This window comes from Pollutimonas bauzanensis (assembly GCF_900129885.1).
In the GTDB taxonomy this organism is placed as follows: domain Bacteria; phylum Pseudomonadota; class Gammaproteobacteria; order Burkholderiales; family Burkholderiaceae_B; genus Pollutimonas; species Pollutimonas bauzanensis.
On the sequence record NZ_FQXE01000003.1, the window covers coordinates 540,444 to 562,909 of the forward strand.

At 62.8% G+C, this 22,466-nt stretch carries 22 protein-coding genes and 1 tRNA gene; 17 read left to right on the top strand and 6 right to left on the bottom strand.

The window, feature by feature from the left end; translation table 11 throughout:
• The first annotated feature begins 73 nt into the window (after window positions 1-73).
• Window positions 74-571, top strand: a complete 498-nt coding sequence (locus tag BUB23_RS08410; protein ID WP_073102633.1) for a hypothetical protein — start codon at window positions 74-76, stop codon at window positions 569-571.
• 15 nt (window positions 572-586) lie between these two features.
• Here BUB23_RS08410 and gltX read toward each other — a convergent pair whose 3' ends face one another.
• Window positions 587-1,996, bottom strand: coding sequence for a glutamate--tRNA ligase (gene gltX, locus BUB23_RS08415; protein ID WP_073102634.1), 1,410 nt, complete (start codon window positions 1,994-1,996; stop codon window positions 587-589).
• 109 nt (window positions 1,997-2,105) lie between these two features.
• Here gltX and BUB23_RS08420 point away from each other — a divergent pair, with 109 nt between their 5' ends.
• On the top strand, window positions 2,106-4,577 hold the full coding sequence (locus tag BUB23_RS08420) for a bifunctional acetate--CoA ligase family protein/GNAT family N-acetyltransferase (protein WP_073102635.1): 2,472 nt from the start codon (window positions 2,106-2,108) through the stop codon (window positions 4,575-4,577).
• A 3-nt stretch (window positions 4,578-4,580) separates the two neighbouring features.
• Here the strand turns inward: BUB23_RS08420 and BUB23_RS08425 are convergent, their stop codons facing one another.
• Together BUB23_RS08425 and yjgA are read right to left on the bottom strand one after the other, a co-directional pair.
• Entirely contained in the window at window positions 4,581-5,252 is a 672-nt protein-coding gene (locus BUB23_RS08425) for an alpha/beta hydrolase (RefSeq protein ID WP_073102636.1), read from the bottom strand.
• A complete protein-coding gene (gene yjgA, locus BUB23_RS08430) occupies window positions 5,249-5,818 on the bottom strand; it encodes a ribosome biogenesis factor YjgA (RefSeq protein ID WP_073102637.1) in 570 nt (189 codons plus the stop codon). The genes BUB23_RS08425 and yjgA overlap by 4 nt, the downstream gene beginning before the upstream one ends.
• 60 nt (window positions 5,819-5,878) lie before the next feature.
• Between yjgA and pmbA the strand changes: the two genes are divergently transcribed.
• From pmbA to erpA, 7 genes are all read left to right on the top strand, one after another.
• Window positions 5,879-7,246, top strand: a complete 1,368-nt coding sequence (gene pmbA / locus BUB23_RS08435; RefSeq protein ID WP_073102638.1) for a metalloprotease PmbA — start codon at window positions 5,879-5,881, stop codon at window positions 7,244-7,246.
• A gap of 105 nt (window positions 7,247-7,351) precedes the next feature.
• A complete protein-coding gene (locus tag BUB23_RS08440; protein WP_073102639.1) occupies window positions 7,352-8,452 on the top strand; it encodes a TRAP transporter substrate-binding protein in 1,101 nt (366 codons plus the stop codon).
• 469 nt (window positions 8,453-8,921) lie between these two features.
• Window positions 8,922-9,350 carry a 50S ribosomal protein L13 gene (gene rplM / locus BUB23_RS08445; protein ID WP_073102702.1) on the top strand — a complete coding sequence of 143 codons (429 nt, stop codon included), beginning with the start codon at window positions 8,922-8,924 and terminating at the stop codon, window positions 9,348-9,350.
• Window positions 9,351-9,359: 9 nt separating this feature from the next.
• Entirely contained in the window at window positions 9,360-9,752 is a 393-nt protein-coding gene (gene rpsI / locus BUB23_RS08450) for a 30S ribosomal protein S9 (protein ID WP_073102640.1), read from the top strand.
• Window positions 9,753-9,928: 176 nt separating this feature from the next.
• Entirely contained in the window at window positions 9,929-10,993 is a 1,065-nt protein-coding gene (gene argC / locus BUB23_RS08455; RefSeq protein ID WP_073102641.1) for an N-acetyl-gamma-glutamyl-phosphate reductase, read from the top strand.
• Between the two features lie 72 nt (window positions 10,994-11,065).
• Window positions 11,066-11,851 carry a DUF6776 family protein gene (locus tag BUB23_RS08460; protein ID WP_143160913.1) on the top strand — a complete coding sequence of 262 codons (786 nt, stop codon included), beginning with the start codon at window positions 11,066-11,068 and terminating at the stop codon, window positions 11,849-11,851.
• Between the two features lie 60 nt (window positions 11,852-11,911).
• Window positions 11,912-12,280 carry an iron-sulfur cluster insertion protein ErpA gene (gene erpA / locus BUB23_RS08465; RefSeq protein WP_073102642.1) on the top strand — a complete coding sequence of 123 codons (369 nt, stop codon included), beginning with the start codon at window positions 11,912-11,914 and terminating at the stop codon, window positions 12,278-12,280.
• 45 nt (window positions 12,281-12,325) lie between these two features.
• Here the strand turns inward: erpA and BUB23_RS08470 are convergent, their stop codons facing one another.
• Together BUB23_RS08470 and BUB23_RS08475 are read right to left on the bottom strand one after the other, a co-directional pair.
• On the bottom strand, window positions 12,326-13,432 hold the full coding sequence (locus tag BUB23_RS08470) for an anhydro-N-acetylmuramic acid kinase (protein ID WP_073102643.1): 1,107 nt from the start codon (window positions 13,430-13,432) through the stop codon (window positions 12,326-12,328).
• A 27-nt stretch (window positions 13,433-13,459) separates the two neighbouring features.
• Window positions 13,460-14,833, bottom strand: a complete 1,374-nt coding sequence (locus BUB23_RS08475; RefSeq protein WP_073102644.1) for a M23 family metallopeptidase — start codon at window positions 14,831-14,833, stop codon at window positions 13,460-13,462.
• 249 nt (window positions 14,834-15,082) lie between these two features.
• On the opposite strand from BUB23_RS08475, the gene tyrS reads away from it, so the two are divergent.
• From tyrS to BUB23_RS08510, 8 genes are all read left to right on the top strand, one after another.
• Entirely contained in the window at window positions 15,083-16,312 is a 1,230-nt protein-coding gene (tyrS, locus tag BUB23_RS08480) for a tyrosine--tRNA ligase (protein ID WP_073102704.1), read from the top strand.
• A 26-nt stretch (window positions 16,313-16,338) separates the two neighbouring features.
• The gene (locus tag BUB23_RS08485) at window positions 16,339-16,974 is read left to right on the top strand and encodes a YbhB/YbcL family Raf kinase inhibitor-like protein (protein WP_073102645.1); all 636 of its coding nucleotides are present in this window, start codon (window positions 16,339-16,341) and stop codon (window positions 16,972-16,974) included.
• Between the two features lie 119 nt (window positions 16,975-17,093).
• Window positions 17,094-18,338 (top strand): serine hydroxymethyltransferase, encoded by a 1,245-nt coding sequence (glyA, locus tag BUB23_RS08490; protein WP_073102646.1) that lies wholly within the window; start codon window positions 17,094-17,096, stop codon window positions 18,336-18,338.
• 39 nt (window positions 18,339-18,377) lie between these two features.
• A complete protein-coding gene (nrdR, locus tag BUB23_RS08495; RefSeq protein WP_073102647.1) occupies window positions 18,378-18,839 on the top strand; it encodes a transcriptional regulator NrdR in 462 nt (153 codons plus the stop codon).
• Window positions 18,836-19,984 (top strand): bifunctional diaminohydroxyphosphoribosylaminopyrimidine deaminase/5-amino-6-(5-phosphoribosylamino)uracil reductase RibD, encoded by a 1,149-nt coding sequence (gene ribD, locus BUB23_RS08500; RefSeq protein ID WP_281255549.1) that lies wholly within the window; start codon window positions 18,836-18,838, stop codon window positions 19,982-19,984. Before nrdR ends, ribD begins: the two co-directional genes overlap by 4 nt.
• Before the next feature lie 12 nt (window positions 19,985-19,996).
• Window positions 19,997-20,668 (top strand): riboflavin synthase, encoded by a 672-nt coding sequence (locus BUB23_RS08505; protein WP_073102648.1) that lies wholly within the window; start codon window positions 19,997-19,999, stop codon window positions 20,666-20,668.
• A 79-nt stretch (window positions 20,669-20,747) separates the two neighbouring features.
• Complete coding sequence (locus tag BUB23_RS27000) at window positions 20,748-20,915, top strand: hypothetical protein (protein ID WP_178372286.1); 168 nt, start codon at window positions 20,748-20,750, stop codon at window positions 20,913-20,915.
• 73 nt (window positions 20,916-20,988) lie between these two features.
• A tRNA-Ser gene (locus tag BUB23_RS08510) sits at window positions 20,989-21,079 on the top strand.
• A gap of 115 nt (window positions 21,080-21,194) precedes the next feature.
• Here the strand turns inward: BUB23_RS08510 and BUB23_RS08515 are convergent.
• Window positions 21,195-22,346 carry an ISL3 family transposase gene (locus BUB23_RS08515; RefSeq protein ID WP_218598908.1) on the bottom strand — a complete coding sequence of 384 codons (1,152 nt, stop codon included), beginning with the start codon at window positions 22,344-22,346 and terminating at the stop codon, window positions 21,195-21,197.
• Window positions 22,347-22,466 lie beyond the last annotated feature (120 nt).

A 22,466-nucleotide genomic window follows, 5' to 3' on the forward strand; every position in this document is an offset into this window, starting at 1 on the left:
CGCGGGCAGCTTCCTGCATATCCGGTGTTGCGGCTAAAATCGTTCACGTTTCGCGTTTTAAGGAAGGCCTCCCATGTACGATTTCCTGCTCCGTCCGCGCGCCCTTGCCGCCGGGCTCGCCGCCGCCGTGTTTATGGCGGGCTGCGCCGCGCCGGTCGTTGCGCCGCCGCCCCCGGCCAAGAAAGAAGCGCCCAAATGCCAGGCGGCCGCGGCCGGCGACGCGCTGGTGGGCAACTGGCTCAGCGCGCGCAGGCAAAAAGGCGTGGCCGGCGAGCTGCGCACCCTGTTCACTTTGCATCCCGATGGCGCAATGGCTTATACCGAGCAGCTCAAGCGCGGCAAGAACCCGTCGCAGGGGCTGGACGAGACGGGCTGTTGGCAGCGCGACAAGCAAACGCTGGTGCTGCAGACGCTATTGTCCAATGGCGCTCCCGTCAGCCTGGACGACCCTATCTACACCAATCGCTACACCATCATTTCGGCCAGCGGCAATGCCTTGACATTGCAAGGGCCGGACGGCGTGGCGATCAAGGCCAAGCGCATGTCGCCCGGCTACCGGCTGCCCTTCTAGCGGGACTGCGCTTGCTCACACCGCGGCCAGGCGCTCCAGCACCAGGTCGCGGCCAAGAATGGCCAGCACGGCGCCTATGGCGGGAGTCTGCTTCTGGCCGGTTACCGCAAGGCGCAAAGGGAGGCCCAGCTTCGGCATCTTCACGCCGTGTTCGGCCAGCATCGATTTGATCAGCGCGTCCAGGGCTTCGGCGGTCCAGGCGGGCAGGGCCCGGGCCTGGCGCTCGAAGCTGGAGAGCAGGGCAAGAGCCTGTTCATCCAGGTGCTCGGCGCGCAGCTCGGCGCTGGCTGGCGTGTAGGGGCCGCAAAAAAGCATGGCGCCGTCGGCGAGCTGGTTCAGCGTCTCGGCGCGGTCTTTGAGCAGGCCCATCACCGCCGGCAAATCCACCGCTTGCGGATTGCCCTGTCGCTTGAGTATGCGCGGCGCGACGCGTTCGGCCAGGTCGGCGTTGCCGCTGGCTTTAATGTAATGGGCGTTGACCCAGTTCAGCTTTTTGGGGTCCCATTGCGCGGCCGATTTGCTCAGGTTGCGTGTATCGAACCATTCAACCAGTTGTTCGCGCGTGAACAGTTCGTCGTTGCCGTGGCTCCAGCCCAGGCGCGCCAGGTAATTGACCATGGCCTCGGGCAGGTAGCCCTCGTTGTCGTATTCCATGACATTGACGGCGCCATGGCGCTTGGAAAGCTTCTCGCCATCGGGCCCGAGTATCATGGGCACGTGCCCGTATTCGGGCAGCGCCGCGCCCAATGCGCGTAAAATATTGATCTGGCGCGGGGTGTTGTTGACATGGTCGTCGCCGCGCAGCACATGGGTGATTTTCATGTCCCAGTCGTCGACCACCACGCAGAAATTATAGGTGGGTGTGCCATCGGGCCGCGCAATGACCAGGTCGTCCAGTTCGCTGTTGTCGAAGCTGATGTGCCCTTTGATCAGGTCGTTCCATCCGGTGGCCCCTTCCAGCGGGTTCTTGAAGCGCACGACCGGCTTGCGGCCCGCCGGGACGGGCGGCAGGGTTTTGCCGGGTTCGGGCCTCCAGCTGCCATCGTAGCGGGGCTTCAGGCCGGCGGCCCGCGCCTTTTCGCGCATGGCCTCGACTTCCTCGGGGCTGCTGTAGCAGTGGTAGGCGGTGCCGTCGGCAAGCATTTTCCGGACCACCTCGCGGTAGCGGTCCATGCGCTGCATCTGGTAGAACGGCCCCTCGTCGGGCTGCATGTCCAGCCATGCCATGCTGTCGAGTATGGCCTGTACGGCTTCGGGAGTGGAGCGTTCCAGGTCGGTGTCTTCGATGCGCAGCACGAAGGTCCCTTTGTGGTGGCGCGCAAAGGCCCATGAAAACAGGGCGGTTCTGGCCCCGCCCAGGTGAAGGTAGCCCGTGGGGGACGGCGCGAAGCGTGTGCGGACAGCGGAAGGAGTGGACGTGGTCATGGTTAGTCGTTAGGCTTAGGCATGTGCCGGTTGAGGCGCGCATGCGCAGGAAAGTAGCAAGAGGCCTATTTTAGAGTACACATCAATTTTCGTTTAAACCGGATCAAGTATGCCGCGACATCGCCTTGCCGCATTGTTCGAACCCCGCACGCTGGTGGTGCTTTCCGACCGCTCCCTGCCCATAGCGCACAGCGTGCCGCGTTCACTGCAAAATACGATAACGATAGTCGACGCCAGCCCGCAGGGCCCCGTCATCCTGCCCGATCCGCTCAACGGCGTGGCCGCCGGCTCGCGCGTGGACCAGGCCCTGGTCTGCGTGGCGCCCGGGCGCCTGCCCGACACGCTCGCCGCCTTGAAGGCGTGCCGGCCCCGATGCCTGACGGTGCTGCCCCATAGCAGCCCCTCGGCCGATCCCATCGAAGACATGGTTTATTGCAGGACCTGGGGCGAACTGAACGACTGCATGATTCTCGGTCCGCGCTCTTTTGGCGTGCAGCGGCCGCATCTGGGCATCAATCTGAGCCACGAGCCGCATGTGGGGCTGGGAGGGCGGGTTGCCCTGGTGGCGCAATCGCGCTCCATTACCGCGTCCGTCCTGGACTGGGCCGAAGACGTCAGGCTGGGGTTTTCCGCGGTGGTGTCGCTGGGCGACGAAAGCACCGTCGATGTGTCCGATGTGCTGGACTACCTGGCCATGGATCCGCGCACCGACAGCATTGCCCTGTACCTGGAAGAAACCTCGTCCTCGCGCCGGTTCACCAGCGCGCTGCGCGCCGCCGCCAGCGTCAAGCCTGTGATAGTGCTCAAGGTGGGTCAGAACGCCGACGCGGCGTCGACCGAAGACGCGGTGTTCAATGCCATGCTGCGCCGCGCGGGGGCGGTGCGCATCCGCTATTTCGTGCAGCTGTTTTCCGCCATCAAGGTGCTGGTCTATACCCGCCATCCGCGCGGGCGCAGGATCGCGCTTTTTTCCAACGGCGATGGCGCCGCCCAGCTGGCCCTGGACGTCATGGGCGATACGGCGGAGGTGTTCCGGGCGGACCTGGCGCTGGCCAGTATCAAGTCATTGGACGAACTGCTGGAAGAAGGCGCCAAGAGCCGCAATCCGGTCATCACCTACGCGCCCCTGACGCCCGAAAATACGCAGCAGATCATCGGCGTCCTGGTGGCCGATCCGGGCGTCGACGGGGTGCTGGTCCTGCTGGCCCCCGATCCGCTATCGGACCTGCACAGCGTGGCCCGGCAACTGGCCGCCATATCGCCCGAGTCGCGCAAGCCCATCGTCACCTGCTTCATGGGCGACGCCACTATGCGGCCTTTGCGCCATGTGCTCGACAGCGTGGGCACGCCGGCATTCCGGACGCCGGAATCCGCGGCCAATGCCTTTGGCATCCTGGCTTCCTACCATTACAACCAGACCTTGTCCCAGCAGACCCTGCCGCCCGAACCCTTGAGCCAGCCTCCGCGGCTCGAAGAGGCCCGGGCGCTGGTGCGCACGGTGCAGAGCCAGCGCCGCCGCAGCCTGACCGACGCCGAGTGCCGGCAACTGCTGGATTGCTTCCACGTGCCGCTGCAGTACGCGCTGCCCGACGACGCCCCCGCGCCCAGCCAGCACGACGACAGCCTGCCCATGGCCATCCAGGTGCGCCGCGATAGCAAATTCGGCCCCTACATCACATTCGGGTCCGGCGGCCACGACGCCCTTCTGGCGGGATCGTACAGCGCGATAGAGCTGCCGCCCCTGAACAGCTACCTGGCCCGCCAGCTGGTCCTGCGCAGCAGCGTGTGGCAGCGCGGGCTGGCGCGCCACACCACGCCCGCCGCCTTCGAGCGTCTGCAGGACTCGCTCGAACGCATCTCCGAGCTCGTCAGCGAACTGCCCGCGCTCGAGTCGCTGCTCATCGATCCCCTGTTCGCCGGCGACATGCAGGTGGTGGCGCACGCCGTGCGCATAGAGCTCACCAGCGAGTCCATGCTGGTCCTGCCCGAGACCACGCGCTACCAGCACATGGCCATCCATCCTTATCCGCGCCGCCTGGTCCAGGCCAAGACCTTCAAGGACGGCAAGCCCTGGCTGCTGCGGCCGATACGGCCGGAAGACGCCGAGCCGCTGCAGGAATTCGTGCGCGGCCTGTCCGACGAATCGCGCTACATGCGCTTTGTTTCCATGCTGCGCGAACTCACGCCGCGCATGCTGGCGCGCTACACGCGCATAGACTACGACCGCGAACTGGCCCTGGTCGCCACGGTGCAGGTGCCCAACCCGGAACACCGCGGGCATCCGCGCGAACAGATCATCGGGTTCGCGCACTACCTGCGCAATGCCGACGGGCGCGGCGCCGAGTATGCCCTGGTCATCGGCGACGCGTGGCAGCGCCGCGGGCTGGGGGCGCAACTGATGGGCGGGCTTATCGAGGCCGCCCAGGGACAGGGCCTGACCTATATCGACGGCGTCGTGCTGGCGACCAACCGCCCCATGCTGAGCCTGATGGCGCACCTGGGCTTCCAGAACGACCGCGAGGCGGAGGACCCCACCATGCGGCGGGTATGGCTGGACCTGGGCGAAACCCGCCAGTCGTAGCGGCTAGGCCAGCACCTTGCGCAAGAAGGCGGCGATATCGGCCACTTCTTCCAGGCAGACCGAATGGGGCATGGCGTAGGCATGCCAGCTCACGTCGTAGCCCAGATCCACCAGTTTCCTGTGCGAGGCTTGCGCGCGCGGCAGGGTCACCACGGTATCCATGGTTCCATGCGCCAGGAAAATCGGTGTGTCCTGGTTGGCCGGCCGGCGTTCGGCCTCGAGCAGGCCCGCCAGCGGCAAATACCCCGACAGGCACACCAGGCCCGCCAGTTTCTGTTCCAGGCGCAGGCCGGCCTGCAGCGTGACGGCGCAGCCTTGCGAGAAACCGGCCAGCACGATTTTATCGGTCGGTATGCCGCGCTCGTTTTCACGCGCGATCAGCGCCTGGACCGCGGCCTGCGAGTCGCGCAGGCCTGTTTCGTCTTCGCGGCGCACGAGATCGGGCGCGAAGATGTCATACCAGGCGCGCATGGGCATGCCGTTATTGATGGTGACGGGCTGCACGGGCGCATGCGGAAACACGAAGCGGATCGCGGGCGCGTCCTGCAGCTTCAGCTCGGGCACCAGCGGGGCGAAGTCATTGCCGTCGGCGCCCAGTCCATGCAGCCAGATGACGGCGCGGCCCGGATTGGGGCCGGTTTCGATTTCTATGCATTCCAGTAATGTCGGGCTCATTCTTTTTCCGTCGAGTCGTTAAGCGCCTTGATGGCTTGAAACAGCGCGCGGTAATGCTTGCGCTGGGGGTCCTGGCCGGCGTGCAGCGCGGCATTGCTTTGCGCTTCTTTGCGGCTGGCCCGTATTAGTGTGCGAAGATGCTGTATATCGGCGCCGGGATAGGCGTCGAGCAGCCCGGTGAGGGCCTCGTCGTCCTTGAGCAGCAGGTCGCGCAGGGCTTCCAGCCTGTGCATGGCGCGAGTCTGCTCGCGCGAACCGTTTTCCCAGATGTCCAGCTGCGTCCGGATCGCATCGGCATCGGCGTCGCGCATCAGCTTGCCGACATAGTGGATCTGCCGTCGCAGGCCTTCGCGGCTGGTGGTGCGCTGCGCCTGTCGCACGGCGTCGTAGAGCTTTTCGGACAAGGGCAATTGCTTGAGCCTGTCGGTCGACAGCTCGACCAGCTGTTTGCCCAGGTCCTGCAGGGCGAGCATGTCGCGCTTGACTTGCGATTTGCTGGGCCGGTCGTAGCCGTGGTCATCGGGTTCGGCGGCGTCGGGTGGAGTATTTGCAGGGGTGTTTGGCATGGAAGTCAAAAAAGTATTCTTTAATTAGCTATGATAACCGTCTAACCTGAAAGAGCAGCAATGAGCGACCAATCCACATCTTATTTACCCATATCTGAAAACCAGGGCCATTTCCGCGAGCTGGTCAACGACGCCCTGAAACACGCCAAGTCGCTGGGGGCCTCCGATGCCGCGGCTGAAATTTCCGAAAGCCGCGGCTTGTCGGTGTCGGTGCGCAACAAGGACATCGAAACCGTGGAGCAGACCCGCGACCGCTCGCTGGACCTGACGGTATTCGCCGGCAATCGGCGCGGCTCGGCTTCCACCTCCGACTTTTCGGCGCAGGCCTTGCGGGTAACGGTCGAAGCCGCCTGGCATATCGCGCGCTATACCGCGGCCGATCCGGCCGCCGGCCTGCCCGACGCCGACCAGCTCGCCGGCGACTATCCCGATTTGCAGTTGCACCACCCCTGGGATATTTCGGCCGAAGATGCCGCCAGGCTGGCCATCAAGGCCGAGCGCGCCGCGCATGACACCAGCCCGCTGATCACCAATACCGACGGCGCGTCGGTGGATACCTACGAGGGCCACTTCGTGCTGGGCAACAGCCGCGGCTTCATGGGCGGGTATCCTTATTCGCGGCACAGCATCTCGGTGGCGCCCATCGCCGGGCGCGGCGCCAATATGCAGCGCGACTATTGGTATACCTCGGCGCGCGCCGCCGCCGACCTGGCCGACCCCGTCGCGATAGGGCGCTACGCGGCCGAGCGCACGCTGTCCAGGATGTCGGCCCGCCGCATCAAGACCGGCCGCTTCCCCGTCCTGTTCGAGGCGCCGCTGGCCGTGGGCCTGCTGGGCGCGCTGGTGCAAGCCACCAGCGGCGGGGCCTTGTACCGCAAGGCCAGCTTCCTGCTCGATTCGCTGGGCAAGCCGGTGCTGTCCGACCATCTCGATGTCGCCGAGGACCCGCATGTTCCCGGCGCCATGGGAAGCTCGCCGTTCGACAGCGAAGGGGTGCGCACGCAGCCGCGCGACCTCGTGGTCGCCGGCGTCCTGAACGGCTATTTCCTGTCGACCTACACCGCGCGCAAGCTCGGCATGCAAAGCACGGGCAATGCCGGCGGTTCGCACAATCTGCGGCTGGTCTCGCGCCTTACCCGGGAGCAGGACGACTTCCGCGCCATGCTCAGGAAAATGGGCACGGGCTTGCTGGTGACCGAACTGATAGGCCAGGGCGTCAATTACGTCAGCGGCGATTATTCGCGCGGCGCCTTCGGCTACTGGGTCGAGAATGGCGAAATCCGCCATGCCGTCCAGGAAGTCACGATAGCGGGCAACCTGGCCGACATGTACCGCCAGATCGTCGCCGTCGGGGCCGACACCATCACGCGCGGCTCCAAGACCACTGGCTCCATATTGATCGAACAGATGTCGATTGCAGGGCAGTAGCGCCTTAGGGGCTTATCCCCCGTTACAAGCATTGCTACACGGTGTAATATTCACGCTAGCAGTTTTACCGCGAAAAATAATCGAATGCCGAAAGGAGATCTCTTGATGCAGCGTCGTTCATTTCTTAAAAAGGCGGGGTTGGGGGCCATGGCTGGCTCAGCCGCCGTCGCCGCGCCCGTATTTGCGCAAAGCAGTCCCAAAATCAGCTGGAAAATGACTTCCACCTACGGGCCTTCGACACCGGCGCTTTTCAGCACGGCGCAGTTGTTCTGCAAAATGATCGAAGAAGCCTCCGATGGCAATTTCTCGATCCGCCTGTATCCGGGCGGGGAAATCGTTCCTGGCTTCGGCGTCATGGACGCGGTCGGCAACCGTACTGTCGAATGCGGCCAGACGGCCTCGTACTACTACTATGGCAAAGATCCTTCTTTCTGTTTCGATACGGCCGTGCCTTTCGGCCTGAACGCGCGCCAGATGTACTCGTGGATGCACGAAGGCGACGGCCTCAAGCTCATGCGCGAATTGTTTGCGCCGCGCCACATCATCAACTTCCCTCTCGGCAATACCGGCACGCAAATGGGCGGCTGGTACCGCAAGGAAATCAAGTCTGTCGCCGACCTGCAGGGCCTCAAGATGCGCACCGCCGGCTTCGCGGGCGAAGTGCTTTCGCGCATGGGCGTCGTGCCCCAGCAAATTCCGCCGGGCGATATCTATCCCTCGCTCGAAAAAGGCACGCTCGACGCGGTTGAATTCGTCGGGCCGGTCGACGACGAAAAGCTGGGCTTCCAGAAAGTCGCCAAGTATTACTACTATCCAGGCTGGTGGGAAGGCTCCGCCCAGGTTTCCCTGTATGTGAACGACGAGGCCTACAACAGCCTGCCCAAGAACTACCAGTCCCTCATCGACATCGCCGCGCGCGCCGCCGGCGGCAAGATGCTGGGCGACTACGATGCGCACAATCCCGCAGCTTTGCGCCGCCTGATAGGCAGCGGGGCCGTCCTCAAGGCCTTCCCGCGCGACGTGATGGATGCCTCCTTCAAGGCGTCCAACGAAGTCTACAAGGAATTCTCCGACAAGAACGCCACGTTCAAGAAGATCCACGACAACTACATGGCTTTCCGCGACAACCTCGTGCCATGGTTCCGCGTCGCCGAAGGCTCTTACGACAACTATCTGGGCATCGCCCTGGCCAACCAGAAAAAATAGCCGGTTCCAGCACAAGCAAAAAAGCCGCAATCGCGGCTTTTTTGCCTTGGGGGGCAGCAAGCCGATAGGCGCAGCGTGGGGGTTTTTTTGCCGCCGGGCTGCCCCAAGGCAAAAGCGCCCCCTTGGGGGGCAGCAAGCCGATAGGCGCAGCGTGGGGGTTTTTTTGCCGCCGGGCTGCCCCAAGGCAAAAAGCGCCCCCTTGGGGGGCAGCAAGCCGATAGGCGCAGCGTGGGGGTTTTTTTTGCCGCCGGGCCGCCCCAAGGCAAGAAGCATCCCCTTGGAGGGGCAGCGCCGCCGCGCAGCGGCCGTCCCGCCGAGGGGCTTTTGACAAATCGCCAAGTATGTTAAGATTGTGGGCTTTTCTGACTGATTTGCACGGGCGAAGTACAACGCTTAGGCATGGTTGTCATCAGGAATGGCAGCCTGGGCGGATGTCCGCCGGGCTTATTTTGAATATTTAGGAACCATCATGAAGACCTTTGTGGCCAAGCCGCAGGAAGTCCAACGTGACTGGTACGTGATTGACGCCAAGGGCAAAGTCCTCGGTCGTGTGGCCAGCGAAGTCGCACGTCGTTTGCGCGGCAAGCATAAACCAGAATTCACGCCCCACGTTGACACCGGCGATTACATCGTCATTATCAATGCATCGGAAATTGTTGTCACAGGCAACAAGGCGCAAGACAAGAAATATTATCGCCACTCGGGATATCCCGGCGGCGTGACTGAAACCACCTTCGAGAAAATGCAACAGCGTTTTCCTGGCCGTGCCATCCAGAAAGCCGTGAAAGGCATGTTGCCCAAAGGGCCGCTGGGTTATGCCATGGCCAAGAAGCTCAAGGTTTATGCCGGCGCCGAGCATCCTCATTCAGCTCAGCAGCCCAAACCGCTGGAATTCTAAGGATAGGTCATGATCGGTAATTGGAATTATGGAACAGGCCGCCGCAAAACGTCGGTGGCACGCGTGTTCTTGAAAAAAGGGACGGGCAAGATTGTCGTCAACGGCAAGCCCGTCGACGAGTACTTCGCCCGCGAAACCGGACGCATGGTTGTACGCCAGCCTCTGGCGCTCACCAACCACCTGGAATCATTCGATTTCCATGTCAATGTCCACGGTGGCGGCGAAAGCGGCCAGGCCGGCGCGGTGCGCCACGGCATTACCCGTGCGCTCATCGACTACGACGAAACACTGAAGCCGCCGCTCAAACAGGCCGGTTTCGTGACTCGCGACGCTCGCGAAGTCGAACGTAAAAAAGTCGGTTTCCACAAAGCCCGCCGCCGCAAGCAGTTCAGCAAGCGTTAATCCGCTGTACTCGAGGCCTCGGCCTGCGGCAAGCAAAACCCCGGCCCCGGCCGGGGTTTTGCGCTTTTTGGCGGCTTTTTTGATCGCATCGCATGTTTATCCCGCCAAGCCCACTGCTGGCGGCGAGCTTGCTGCATAATCTTATTGTTGACGATTGTTTTAGGAACGGAATTATCATGACTTCGGCAGGGGCGGCACCCATCAAGGTTGGCATTGTTGGCGGCACGGGCTATACGGGCGTGGAGCTGCTGCGCCTGTTGTCGCAGCATCCCAATGCGCAGCTGACGGCGATCACATCGCGCAAGGAAGACGGCATGGCCGTGTCCGACATGTTCCCCAACCTGCGCGGCCGCGTCGACCTGCGCTTCCAATCCCCCGACAAGGCTGCCCTGGAACAATGCGATGTGGTGTTTTTCGCCACCCCTCACGGCGTAGCCATGAGCCAGGCCGAAAGCCTGCTCGGGCACGATGTCCGCATCATAGACCTGGCGGCCGATTTCCGGCTGCAGGACACCCAGGTCTTCGAACGCTGGTACAAAATGCCGCATGCCTGCCCGGCGGTGCTCGAACAGTCGGTATACGGCCTGGTCGAGCTCAACCGCGACAAAATCGCCGGCGCCCGGGTCATCGGCAACCCAGGCTGCTACCCCACCACGGTGCTGCTGGGCCTGGCGCCGCTCATCGGCGGCGGCCGCCAGCTCATTGACACCACCCACATCATCGCCGATTGCAAATCCGGCGTGTCGGGGGCGGGGCGCAAGGCCGAAGTCGGCACGCTGTTCTCCGAGGCCAGCGACAATTTCAAGGCCTATGGCGTGGCGGGGCATCGGCATCATCCCGAAATCTCCGAGCAATTGCAGGCGCTGGCCGGCGCGCCGGTAGGGCTGGTTTTCGTGCCCCACCTGGTGCCCATGATACGCGGCATGTTTTCCACCATTTACGCCCGCATTCTGCCCCAGGCCCTGGATACCGACTTCCAGGCCTTGTTCGAGCAGCGCTATGCCGACGAGGCGTTCATCGATGTCATGCCAGCGGGCAGCCTGCCCGAAACGCGATCGGTGCGCGCTTCCAATTACCTGCGCATCGCCATCCATCGGCCCGACGGCGGCGACCAGCTGGTCATCCTGGTGGCGCAAGACAATCTCGTCAAGGGCGCTTCCGGCCAGGCTGTGCAGAACATGAACCTGATGTTCGGGCTGCCCGAATCGACCGGCCTGGAGCACCTGGCCATATTGCCGTAACAAAGACTGGCGCGGCTGCGCGGAACTGATTGCTTCGCGCCGGGTCTGTTCATCATGAACAAGAAAGTGTCAGTGGATAGCACCCAAGTGTCAGCGGATGGCATCCCGGCGCCGCGGCAGGTCTCTTCAGCATCGGCGCGGCCGCCTGCCGCGGCCGGGTCCGCGGCGCGCTGGCCAGTTGGGCTTGCCTTGTTGCTGGGCCTGGCGCTTGGCGCCGCGCTTGGGGCGGCGGGGGGCGGGTTATGGTTCGATGATCAGGCCGGCCGGCAACACGATGCCGAGCGGCAAAAGCTGGAACTGGCGCTCGACGAAAGCCGGGCCGGGCTTGCGCAAGCGCATGCGCAGGCCGACGCCCTGCAAGGGCAACTGATGGTCGAGGAAGCCACCCGCAAGGGGCTGGAGGTTTCTTTGCAGGCCGCCCAGGCCGAACTCGGCCAGGTCAGCGACAAGCTGGCATTCTTCGATCAGCTCTTGCCGCCCGGCCCGGCGGGCTCCATCGGCATAAGGGCCCTTGATATCGAGCAGCACGGCCCCACCTTGCAGTACAGGGTGCTGTTGATGCGCAACGGCGCGGACGACAAGCCTTTCAAAGGCCTCATGCAATTCGTGGTCAGAGGAAACAGGCAAGGCAAAGCGGTTAAAATGACTCTGCAGCCGGCGCAAGCGCCGGCTGGCGATGTCCCGCCCGGCGCCAACGCGTCCGAGGACGCCCTGCAGTTGAGCTTTGACCAGTTCCAGCGCGCCGGCGGTTTTCTGAGCCTGCCCGAAGGCTTCACGCCGCAAACCGTTACGCTCAATGTGCTGGAAGGCAGCGCGGTGCGAGTGTCGCGCACGGTCAATTTATCGGCGGCCGATTAGTCCGCGCGAATGTTATAGTTGTTTTTAGCGCAGCCCTTATGGCTGCCATGGAGTGCCTTAATGAATACCCTTAGCGAATCTGTCAACCTGCAGGCGCCCCCGACGCCCATCCTCTTCACTGACGCGGCGGCCGCCAAAGTCAAGGATCTGCTGGCCGAAGAAGGCAACCCTGAACTTAAACTGCGCGTCTTCGTGCAGGGTGGTGGCTGTTCCGGCTTCCAGTACGGCTTCACCTTCGACGAAACCATCAACGACGACGACACGACCATAGACAAGGAAGGCGTGCAGCTGCTGGTCGACCCCATGAGCTTCCAGTATCTGGTCGGCGCCGAAATCGACTACAAGGACGATCTCGAAGGCGCCCAGTTCGTGATCCGCAATCCCAACGCCAACTCCACCTGCGGCTGCGGTTCCTCGTTCTCGCCTTGATTGTTCCGCCGGCGGCGGCCTTGTTTGGCCGCCAGCATGCCGGATTCAGGCGGGGTATCTGCATCCCAATATGGTTGCGTGGCGCGCGCCCGTGACATCAGGCAGTCCCGCCCGGTGGCCATGGATATGCGCCCATGCCAGCCAAGCGAAGGCCAAGGCCTCCACCAACTGCACCGGCACGTTCGCGGCGGAGGTGGGGGACACCGGGCAGGGCATGGCGTCTTGCAACTCGCGCATCAGGCCGCCATTGAGCGCGCCGCCGCCGCAAACCAGCACATCCTCGGTGTCGGGCGCATGGCGGGCGATCGCCCGGGCTACCGTTACGGCGGTCAGCTGCTGCAAGGTTGCCTGTATGTCGCTGTCGGCCAGCGCCTCACCGTTGAAAGCCGCCAGGCGCCGGGTCAGCCATTCCCAATTGAACAAATCCCGCCCGGTGGACTTGGGAGGCGCGCGCTCGAACCAGGGCTCGCTATCCAGCAGGAACTCGAGCAGGCCGGCATTGGCATGGCCGGCGCCCGCCCAGCGGCCTCCCGCATCATAGGCATGGCCGGTTTTGGCCTGTACCCACAAATCGAGCAAGACATTGGCCGGCCCGGTGTCAAAGCCGCGGATTTCTCCCGCGGGGCCCAACAGGGTCACGTTGGCTATGCCGCCCAGGTTCAGTATGGCGCGCGCGCGCCCATTGGCAAACATGGCGTGATGAAAGGCCGGCACCAATGGCGCGCCCTGGCCTCCCGCCGCCACGTCGCGCGAACGGAAATCGGCGATGACATCTATGCCGCTGCGCTCGGCGAGCAAGGCGGCTGCGTTGATCTGTATGGTGTAGCCGGCGGCCGGGTCGTGCCTGACGGTCTGGCCATGCGCGCCGATGGCGCACACCTGGGCCGGGCCGGCGGCCGCCTGCGCCAGCACGCTTTGCGCGGCGCTGGCGTACAGCTCGGCCAGGGCGTTGCCCGCCAGCGCCGCGCGGGCCAGTTCATCGGCCCCCGGGATGTTCAGCGCCAGGAATTCCTCGCGCAGGGAGGCAGGCATGGGGAGCGAGGCGGCGGCCAGGATGGCTGGCCGCCCGGGCCGGGAGAAGTCGGCCAGCACGGCGTCCACGCCGTCGGTGCTGGTGCCCGACATCAGGCCAATGAATAAGGTCTGCGGCATGATGGTCGGCAAATCCGGAAGCTGGCGTCAGCGGCTTGCGACTTGAGCGTCGCTGCCGCTTTGCAGGGTGGCCAGCAACTGGATGTGTTCGCGGTACTGCGCGACATTGCGTTCGAATTCCTTGCGCTGCCGCCCGTCCAGCGTGCGGGCGACGGGCAGGTCCACCGAAAGCGGGTCTATCGGCTTGCTGTCGACCCGGAATTCATAATGCAAATGCGGCCCGGTCGCCCAGCCCGTCGACCCGACATAGCCGATGAGGTCGCCCTGGCTGACCGAATCGCCTTTCTTGAGGCCTTTGGCGAACCTGGTTTGATGCGCGTACAAAGTGCTGAAATTGCTGTGGTGCTTCAGGATGATGGTGTTGCCATAGCCGTTCTGCTGGCCGACGAATTCCACCACGCCGTCCGCCGTGGCATGGATGGGCGTGCCGGCGGGCGCGGCATAGTCCACGCCCTTGTGGCCGCGCCAGCCGCCGTGCACCGGATGCTTGCGCATGCCGAACGTGGAGCTGATGCGCGAGAACTTGAGCGCCGTGCGCAAAAAGGCGCCCTTGAGGCTGCGGCCGTCAAAGTCGTAATAGCTGCCCGATGATTTGTCCGGCGCATACCAGACCGCCTCGTAGGCCTTGTTCTTGTTGATGAACTCCAGCGCCAGTATCTTGCCGACCCCGATTTCCCGGCCATCGTGCGAATAGGACTCGTAGATGATGCGGAAGCGGTCGCCCTGGCGCAGGTCCTGCATGAAATCTATCTTGCTGCCGAGGATCTCGGTCATTTGCAGCGTAATGGCTTCCGGTATGTCGGCGGCGTCGGTGGCGCCAAACAGGGAGCTCTTGATTTCGCTTTCGGCGATGCGCACCTGGGTGTCCGCGGCCTGGCTGTGCTCGGCCGCCGCAAAGCCGCCCTTGCCGTCGCTGGAGACTTCCAGCCACTTGGAAACAAACTCGCCGTTTTCGCTGGCGCCGGGGGTATGGTTGTAGCGCAGCCAGACCAGGCTGCCGTCCTGGTCGAGCGCAGCCTGGATGGTGCGCCCCGGATACAGCTTGTAGATGGAGCGGGCGTCCTTGTCCTGGACCAGGAATTGCTGCAGTCCGCGTTCCTGCACGCGCAGGCGCTGCAGCAGGGCGGCCAGGGTATCGCCGCGGCGGATCTGGGTTTCGCTGATGAACGGTGTGGCCGAGTCGGCCAGCGGCTGGGGAAAGGGGTCGGGCAGGGCCAGGCGCTGCTGGGCCTGGTACACAATCGGGGCTTCCGACGGCTTGACCACGGCCAGCGCGGCTGCGCCGGCGAACAGGGCAAGCGCGACAAAGGCCACGCCGTTGCGAAAAATATGGTGGGGTTTGCGATGTGCCCGGAGGGTGTCACGATACGAGGGAGTGCCAGTTGTCCCTTTTTTGAACATAAAACCAAAACCTAGAAATGCGCTGCTTTATTTGAAGAATCCATCCGGCGGATGATGCTGCCAATAATGCCGCTGCCGGAAAATGCGTACCCCTTTTTGGGGAGGCAAGCGCTCTGATAAGATGATGCTGTGCATCGTTTATATATGGGCCCATTAACCGTGCAGGGACCGCGCTCGCACGTTATGCTAGCGTATCAGAGCCAAATGTTCGAGCATTTTTTTGTATTTTTTCTTATAAAGCGCTGTTATATGTCGTCCACCGAAGCCCCAACCACCCCTCAAATCGTAGCGGATCTGCGCGTTGTAAAGCGAGGCTGCAGCGAGTTGCTGGTCGAGTCCGAATTCGTCGGCAAGCTTGCGCGCAGCCATGCCACGGGCAAGCCGCTGCGGATCAAGCTCGGGCTGGACCCCACCGCGCCCGATATCCACCTGGGGCACACGGTGGTGCTCAACAAAATGCGCCAATTGCAGGATCTCGGCCATACCGTCATCTTCCTGATCGGCGACTTTACCTCCATGATAGGCGACCCCAGCGGCCGCAACGCCACGCGCCCGCCGCTCACCGCCGAACAGATCCACGGCAACGCCAAGACCTATTACGCCCAGGCCAGCCTGGTGCTGGACCCATCCAGGACCGAGATCCGCTATAACTCGGAGTGGTGCGATCCCCTCGGCGCGCGCGGCATGATACAGCTGGCGTCGCGCTACACGGTCGCACGCATGATGGAGCGCGAGGACTTCACCCGGCGCTTCAAAAGCGGCGTCCCCATTTCCGTGCACGAATTCCTGTACCCCCTGATGCAAGGCTACGATTCGGTGGCGCTCAAGGCCGACCTGGAGCTTGGCGGCACCGACCAGAAATTCAACCTTCTCGTCGGCCGTGAGCTGCAGAAGGAATACGGCCAGGAGCCGCAGTGCATCCTGACCATGCCTTTGCTGGAAGGCACCGATGGCGTCGACAAGATGTCCAAATCCAAGGGCAATTACATAGGCATCACCGAGGCCCCCGATTCCATGTTCGGCAAGCTGATGTCGATTTCCGATACGCTGATGTGGAAGTACTTCGAACTCCTGTCGTTCCGTTCCATGGACGATATTGCGCTATTGCAAAGGCAGGTAAAAGACGGCATGAATCCGCGCGACGCCAAGGTCGCGCTGGCGCAGGAAATCGTGGCGCGTTTCCATACGCAGCAGGCGGCGCGCGACGCCCTGGCCACCTTCGAAGCGCGTTTCCGCGATGGCGCGATGCCCGAGGACATGCCCGAGGTCCAGCTTGGCGCCGGCCCCCTGGGCATACTCAAGGTCTTGCGCGAGGCCGGCCTGGTGGTGTCGGGCGCCGAGGCCCAGCGCAATGTCGAGCAGGGCGGCGTGCGGGTCGATGGCGATCGCATCGACGATAAATCATTGCAGCTTTCAGCAGGCACTTACGTTGTACAGGTGGGCAAGCGCAAGTTTGCCCGAGTCACATTAACAGGTTGACAGCCGTTTCCCGGCAGGAGTTTGTTATGAAGCTTACTAGTGAGTCGTTTACGGATCAGGGGCGCATCCCCGAACGCTATGCGTTCGCCAAGCCCGACGGACAGAACCATGTGATGCTTGCCGGCAATGCCAACCCGCAGTTGGCATGGTCGGATGCGCCTGGCGCCACGCAATCGTTCGTGGTCATTTGCCTCGACCCCGACGTACCCAGCAAGCCCGACGACGTCAACCAGGAAGACCGCGAGGTGCCGGCCGACTTGCCCCGCAGCGAATTCTTCCACTGGGTGCTGGTCGATGTCCCGGCGGGCACCACCGAAATTGCCGAAGGCGCCTATTCCAATGGCATCACCCCGCGCGGCAAGGCCGGCCCGCTCGCCCTCGATGGCACGCGCCAGGGCGTGAACGATTACACCAGCTGGTTTGCCGCCGACCACGACATGAACGGCGATTACTTCGGCTACGACGGCCCATGCCCGCCCTGGAACGACGCCCTGGTCCACCGCTATATCTTCACCGTGTATGCGCTGGATATCGCCGAGCTGCCCTTCGAAGGCAAGTTCACCGGCGGCGATGTCATCAGCGCCATTCAAGGCCACGTGCTGGCGCAGGCGTCCATTACCGGCACCTACACCCTGAACCCGCGCCTTATCAAGCAGTCATAGGGCGCATTGCCTGGAGCGGGCCAGCGCGGCCGCTCCAGTGCTCCGGTAAATAAGGGCGTATTCGCGCTAGAATAGGCGCGTTTGTCCCAATCGCCACCTTCCACACACCAGGATAGCTAATGTTTGATCGTTCACGTACCCTTGATCAAGTCGATGCCGAAGTATGGGCCGCCGTTCAAAAAGAAAACGTCCGCCAGGAACAGCATATCGAACTGATCGCCTCTGAAAACTACACCAGCCCCGCCGTCATGCAGGCTCAGGGTACGCAGTTGACCAACAAGTATGCCGAAGGCTATCCCGGCAAGCGTTATTACGGCGGTTGCGAATACGTCGATATCGTCGAACAGCTGGCCATCGACCGCCTCAAGGAAATCTTCGGCGCCGAGGCCGCCAACGTCCAGCCCAATTCGGGCTCCCAGGCCAACCAGGGCGTCTACATGGCGGTGCTCAAGCCCGGCGACACGGTGCTGGGCATGAGCCTGGCCGAAGGCGGCCACCTGACGCACGGTTCGCCGGTCAATGCATCGGGCAAGCTGTACAACTTCCTGTCCTATGGCCTGGATGCCAACGAAGAACTCGATTACAACCAGCTTGAAAAGCTCGCCAAAGAGCACAAGCCCAAGCTTATCGTAGGCGGCGCCTCCGCCTATTCGCTGCGCATCGATTTCGAACGCATGGCGCGCATCGCGCACGACAACGGCGCCTTGTTCATGGTCGATATCGCGCACTACGCCGGCCTGGTGGCCGGCGGCGCCTACCCCAACCCCGTGCCGCACGCCGACTTCGTCACGTCGACAACCCACAAGTCCCTGCGCGGCCCGCGCGGCGGCGTCATCATGATGAAGTCCGAATTCGAGAAAATCGTCAACTCGGCCATCTTCCCCGGCATACAAGGCGGCCCGCTGATGCATGTCATCGCCGGCAAGGCCGTGGCTTTCAAGGAAGCCCTGGAACCTGAATTCAAGGCCTACGCGGCGCAGGTGGTCAGAAACGCCGATGTCCTGGCCCGCACTCTGGTCGAACGCGGCCTGCGCATTGTCTCCGGCCGCACCGAAAGCCATCTCATGCTGGTCGATCTGCGCGCCAAGGGCATCACCGGCAAGGAAGCGGAAGCGGTTCTCGGCCAGGCGCATATCACCGTCAATAAAAACGCCATTCCCAACGATCCGGAAAAGCCTTTCGTCACCAGCGGCATACGGCTGGGCACGCCGGCCATGACCACGCGCGGCTTCAAGGAAGCCGAAGCCGAACTCACTGGCCACCTTATCGCCGACGTGCTCGACAACCCGCGCAACGAGGCGGCCATTGCCGATGTCCGCAAGCGCGTCAATGAACTGACGGCGCGTTTGCCGGTTTACAGTTAATACAGGGACAGCCCCGGTTGCGCCCGGGGCCTGCCAAACATGAAATGCCCGTTCTGTAGCAGCTTCGATACGCAAGTTATTGACTCCCGGGTTTCGGAAGAGGGCGACACCATACGTCGCCGCCGCCGCTGCGCGGCCTGCGATCGCCGCTTTACCACCTACGAACGGGTCGAGCTCGTCATGCCGGCCGTCGTCAAGCGCAACGGCACCCGCGTCGAGTTCGACGTCAACAAGCTGCGGGGCAGCCTGAACCTGGCATTGCGCAAGCGCCCGGTCAGCACCGAAGACGTCGACGCCGCCGTTGCCCGCGTGCAGGAGCGCCTGCTGGTCAGCGGCCTGCGCGAAGTGGGTACCGGGTATCTGGGCGAACTGGTCATGAGCGAACTCAAAAAGCTCGACCAGGTGGCCTATGTGCGCTTCGCCTCCGTCTACAAAAGCTTCGAGGACATAGGCGAATTCGTCAAGGCCATAGACGAGATCAAGGTGCCCTTGAAGCCGTGAACGCCCGCAACGCCATCGACGACGAACGCTGGATGCGCCAGGCCCTGGCGCTGGCCGAAAGCGTCATGTACATCACGGCCCCCAACCCCCGCGTCGCCTGCCTGATCGTGCGCGACGGCCAATTATTGGCATCGGGCGCCACCCAGGTGGCGGGCGGCCCGCACGCCGAAGTCATGGCCCTGCGCCAGGCGGCCGGGCGCGGCCTGGATGCGGCGGGCGCAACGGTGTACGTTACCCTGGAGCCCTGCAGCCATTATGGGCGCACGCCGCCTTGCGCCGACGCCCTGATCGCGGCAAGGCCGGCTCGTGTCGTGGTGGCCATGCGCGACCCCAACCCCCTGGTCGGCGGGCAGGGCATCGCCAAGCTGCGCGCCGCCGGCATCGAGGTGACGACCATGGTCTGCGCCGCGCAGGCCCTGGCGCTGAATCCTGGCTTTGTGGCGCGCATGACGCGCAAGACCCCATGGCTGTGGCTCAAGCTGGCCGCCAGCCTCGATGGCAGGATAGCGCTGGACAATGGACAGTCGCAGTGGATCACCGGCCCGGCGGCGCGCGCCGACGGCCATCATTGGCGCGCCCGCAGTTGCGTGGTGCTTACGGGGTCCGGCACGGTAAGGGCCGACGACCCGCAGATGAATGTACGCCACGTCGACACAGCGCGCCCGCCGGCAAAGGCGATTATCGATACGCGATTCGAAGTCGACGAAAACGCCCGGATCTTCGACGGCACCAAAACCTGGGTTTTCACCAAGCTATCCGACAAGGCCAAGGCGGCGCGATTGGCCGATCGCAATGTCCAGGTCGTCGAGATGCCCGCAAGCGGCGGGCGTGTCGACCTGCCGTCCGTCATGCGCTGGCTGGGCGAGCATGAGGTCAACGAAGTGCACGTCGAAGCCGGCTCGCGGCTCAGCGGCGCCTTGCTGCAGGCGCAATGCGTCGATGAACTGCTGGTGTACACCGCCCCGGTCTTGCTGGGCCCCGGAATGGGCATGGCTTGCCTGCCGGCCCTGGAAGACCTGGCCCAGGCGCAGCGCTTCGAATTCATCGACACGCAAAGCGTCGCCCCTGACCTGCGCCTGCGCGCCCGGCACATAGAGCGCTGGAAAGCCTTGCTGCAAACCGTGCAGACAGGGAATATCGAATGAGGAAACATTGAAATGTTCACAGGCATCGTCGCCGCGGTCGGTAAAATCGTCAGCGTATCCCCCTTCAACCACGGAAGGGAAGATTCCGGCGTTCACCTTGTCATCCAGGCGGATGGCTTTCTGCGCGGCTCCTCCAAGCTGGGCGATTCCATCGCCATACAAGGGGCCTGCATGACTGTTGTCGAATTGGGCCCGGACAGCTTCGGCGTCGATGTCTCGCGCGAAAGCCTGAATCTCACCGCCGGCCTGGACGCCCCTGGCGAAGTCAACCTGGAGCACGCGCTGCGCATGGGCGATACGCTGGACGGCCACCTGGTGTCGGGCCATGTGGACGGCCTCGGCACAGTCCGCCTCTTTGAGCCCGCAGGCGAATCGTGGGACCTGCGCATCCATGTCCCGGCGAACCTGGCCAAATATCTTGCCTACAAGGGGTCCATCACCGTCAATGGCGTGAGTCTTACGGTGAACCAGGTGGACGACCACGCCGCCGGCTGCGAAATCCGCATCAACCTGATCCCGCACACCGTGCAGGTGACGACGCTCAAGCATATCGAGGCCGGCGACCGGGTGAACCTGGAGATCGACATGATCGCCAGGTATGTGGAGCGCATGGTCGGACTGCAGCATGTGGCGGCGCCCGTCCCGGATGCCCGCGATGGCGCTGTGGGGCGCATCGATAGCTGACAAGGATCAGCATTGATCCATATCAATTTGCCGCGGCCGCCTCCGGCCTATAGTGGGCTTTTGACAGCCCGAGATAGCCATGTTCTTCGGCAATACCACGCTGCTGGTGATGTTCGTCATCGGCATTATCTTTTCCATCATAGGCTTCGGCCTGCGCGACCACAATCCGGGCATGGTGCTCATGGGCATAGGCTTCCTCGCCACCCTGTTCGCCATCATCAACAAGGCCATCGAAGTCTTCGGCTGAGCGGCAAAAACCAAGACAAAAAGATTCTGTTAGAATGGCGGACTTCGCTTTTGTAAATATAAAGCCCAGATCAGGACAGGTGGCCGAGCGGTTGAAGGCGCACGCCTGGAAAGCGTGTATACGTTTATAGCGTATCGGGGGTTCGAATCCCCCTCTGTCCGCCAAGAACAGCGGCTCTTCCCCATTAACGGGGGAAGGGCATACATCAAACACGGTTAATCACACCGTTCGGCTCATAAAATCTCAGGCTCTTCCCCATTAACGGGGGATCGGCACTCATCACACTCGGTTAATCACACCGTTCCAACCGCACTGGGCCAAGACCCGCATACGGTAATTCTCAAAATTCCTGAATCCGTACGCTCTGCGTGAGAGCATTTCCATTTTGGTGTGGAATCCTTCGGTGATCCCATTTGATTTGGTGAATCGCCACATTCGTACGATGGGCTCAAGCCATGATGTTAACGTGGCGGCCAACGCCCTGGCCGGGCTTTGTTCAAACTGGCGGATCAATGCCAGGAACTTGGGCAACATCTGTTTGGCTCGCTTAGCCTTCAAGTGCTTCATGACCAGAAAGCCGTTCAGTTGCTGTTTGGCGAAATACAACGCCCCCAGCACGGGCGACTGTGCCAGGTACTGGTGCAGTCGCTCCTTTTGCACCGAGGATAGATTCCAGTGATGGCGGCGCATCAGGCTCAGTAATCCTCGGTTCTTGCGCCCCTCAGGGTCGTGCTGCTGCCACAGCTTGAGCAAATGCTGGTTCACCAACCGAACGACATGGAAGCGGTCGGCCACGATCATGGCGTTGGGAAAGTACTGTTGTGCAATACGACGATAGGTCTCGGACAGATCCATCACAATGACCCGTACGTGCTCCTTGCCCGGCAAACGCTTCAAATAGCTGCGCAGGCTGGCTTCTGAGCGCCCCAGCACCACATCGAACACCTTGTGATGCTTCAAATCGACCAGCGTGCTGGCGTAGCCCTTTTTACGACTGAAAAAGTGCTCATCAATGCCCAGCACCTGGGGGCAGGTTCGACCCGACAGCTCCGAGACCCGTTGCTTGACAAACGATTGATACCAGCGCTCGACGGTGGCGCTGCCGATCCGATGCGTGCGAGTTAGTTGGTGCTGGCTCACGCCCCCGTCGTGGGCCTCGAAGACCTCCAGGCGATACGCTTCGGTGGCTCGGCGCCGCGGCCGGATGCCCGCGAAGCGGTGGCGAAAATAGCGATTGCAATCGGTGCAGTGGTACTTGGGCACGCGCAGGTGCAGCACCATCAACTGGTTGCCCTGGCGCGTGTGCTTGAGCGTTCGCTGGTGCGTGGCTTTAATACGTACCGACTCTTGCTGGCAATGTACGCACGCCAAGCGCTTGGCTGGCCTGGCCCAGACATGAATCTCTCGGCCTCTTTCCACTCGATCAATCAATAAATCTCTGATTCCTAGGATAGAATTTACTGGGGACATCGGCATTGCTTCCATTAAACGTGTTTCGTCGCAAAAACAAGTCTAATGAATGTCGGTGTCCCCCGTTAATGATGAAGAGCC

Coding starts and splice junctions, on each gene's coding strand:
- gltX (WP_073102634.1), bottom strand. CDS start 1,996: ATGACCACGTCCACTCCTTCCGCTGTCCGCACACGCTTCGCGCCGTCC.
- glyA (WP_073102646.1), top strand. CDS start 17,094: ATGTTTGATCGTTCACGTACCCTTGATCAAGTCGATGCCGAAGTATGG.
- yjgA (WP_073102637.1), bottom strand. CDS start 5,818: ATGCCAAACACCCCTGCAAATACTCCACCCGACGCCGCCGAACCCGAT.
- BUB23_RS08485 (WP_073102645.1), top strand. CDS start 16,339: ATGAAGCTTACTAGTGAGTCGTTTACGGATCAGGGGCGCATCCCCGAA.
- BUB23_RS08440 (WP_073102639.1), top strand. CDS start 7,352: ATGCAGCGTCGTTCATTTCTTAAAAAGGCGGGGTTGGGGGCCATGGCT.
- rpsI (WP_073102640.1), top strand. CDS start 9,360: ATGATCGGTAATTGGAATTATGGAACAGGCCGCCGCAAAACGTCGGTG.
- BUB23_RS08470 (WP_073102643.1), bottom strand. CDS start 13,432: ATGCCGCAGACCTTATTCATTGGCCTGATGTCGGGCACCAGCACCGAC.
- pmbA (WP_073102638.1), top strand. CDS start 5,879: ATGAGCGACCAATCCACATCTTATTTACCCATATCTGAAAACCAGGGC.
- tyrS (WP_073102704.1), top strand. CDS start 15,083: ATGTCGTCCACCGAAGCCCCAACCACCCCTCAAATCGTAGCGGATCTG.
- BUB23_RS08425 (WP_073102636.1), bottom strand. CDS start 5,252: ATGAGCCCGACATTACTGGAATGCATAGAAATCGAAACCGGCCCCAAT.
- BUB23_RS08475 (WP_073102644.1), bottom strand. CDS start 14,833: ATGTTCAAAAAAGGGACAACTGGCACTCCCTCGTATCGTGACACCCTC.
- BUB23_RS27000 (WP_178372286.1), top strand. CDS start 20,748: ATGTTCTTCGGCAATACCACGCTGCTGGTGATGTTCGTCATCGGCATT.
- argC (WP_073102641.1), top strand. CDS start 9,929: ATGACTTCGGCAGGGGCGGCACCCATCAAGGTTGGCATTGTTGGCGGC.
- BUB23_RS08420 (WP_073102635.1), top strand. CDS start 2,106: ATGCCGCGACATCGCCTTGCCGCATTGTTCGAACCCCGCACGCTGGTG.
- BUB23_RS08410 (WP_073102633.1), top strand. CDS start 74: ATGTACGATTTCCTGCTCCGTCCGCGCGCCCTTGCCGCCGGGCTCGCC.
- rplM (WP_073102702.1), top strand. CDS start 8,922: ATGAAGACCTTTGTGGCCAAGCCGCAGGAAGTCCAACGTGACTGGTAC.
- erpA (WP_073102642.1), top strand. CDS start 11,912: ATGAATACCCTTAGCGAATCTGTCAACCTGCAGGCGCCCCCGACGCCC.
- nrdR (WP_073102647.1), top strand. CDS start 18,378: ATGAAATGCCCGTTCTGTAGCAGCTTCGATACGCAAGTTATTGACTCC.
- BUB23_RS08505 (WP_073102648.1), top strand. CDS start 19,997: ATGTTCACAGGCATCGTCGCCGCGGTCGGTAAAATCGTCAGCGTATCC.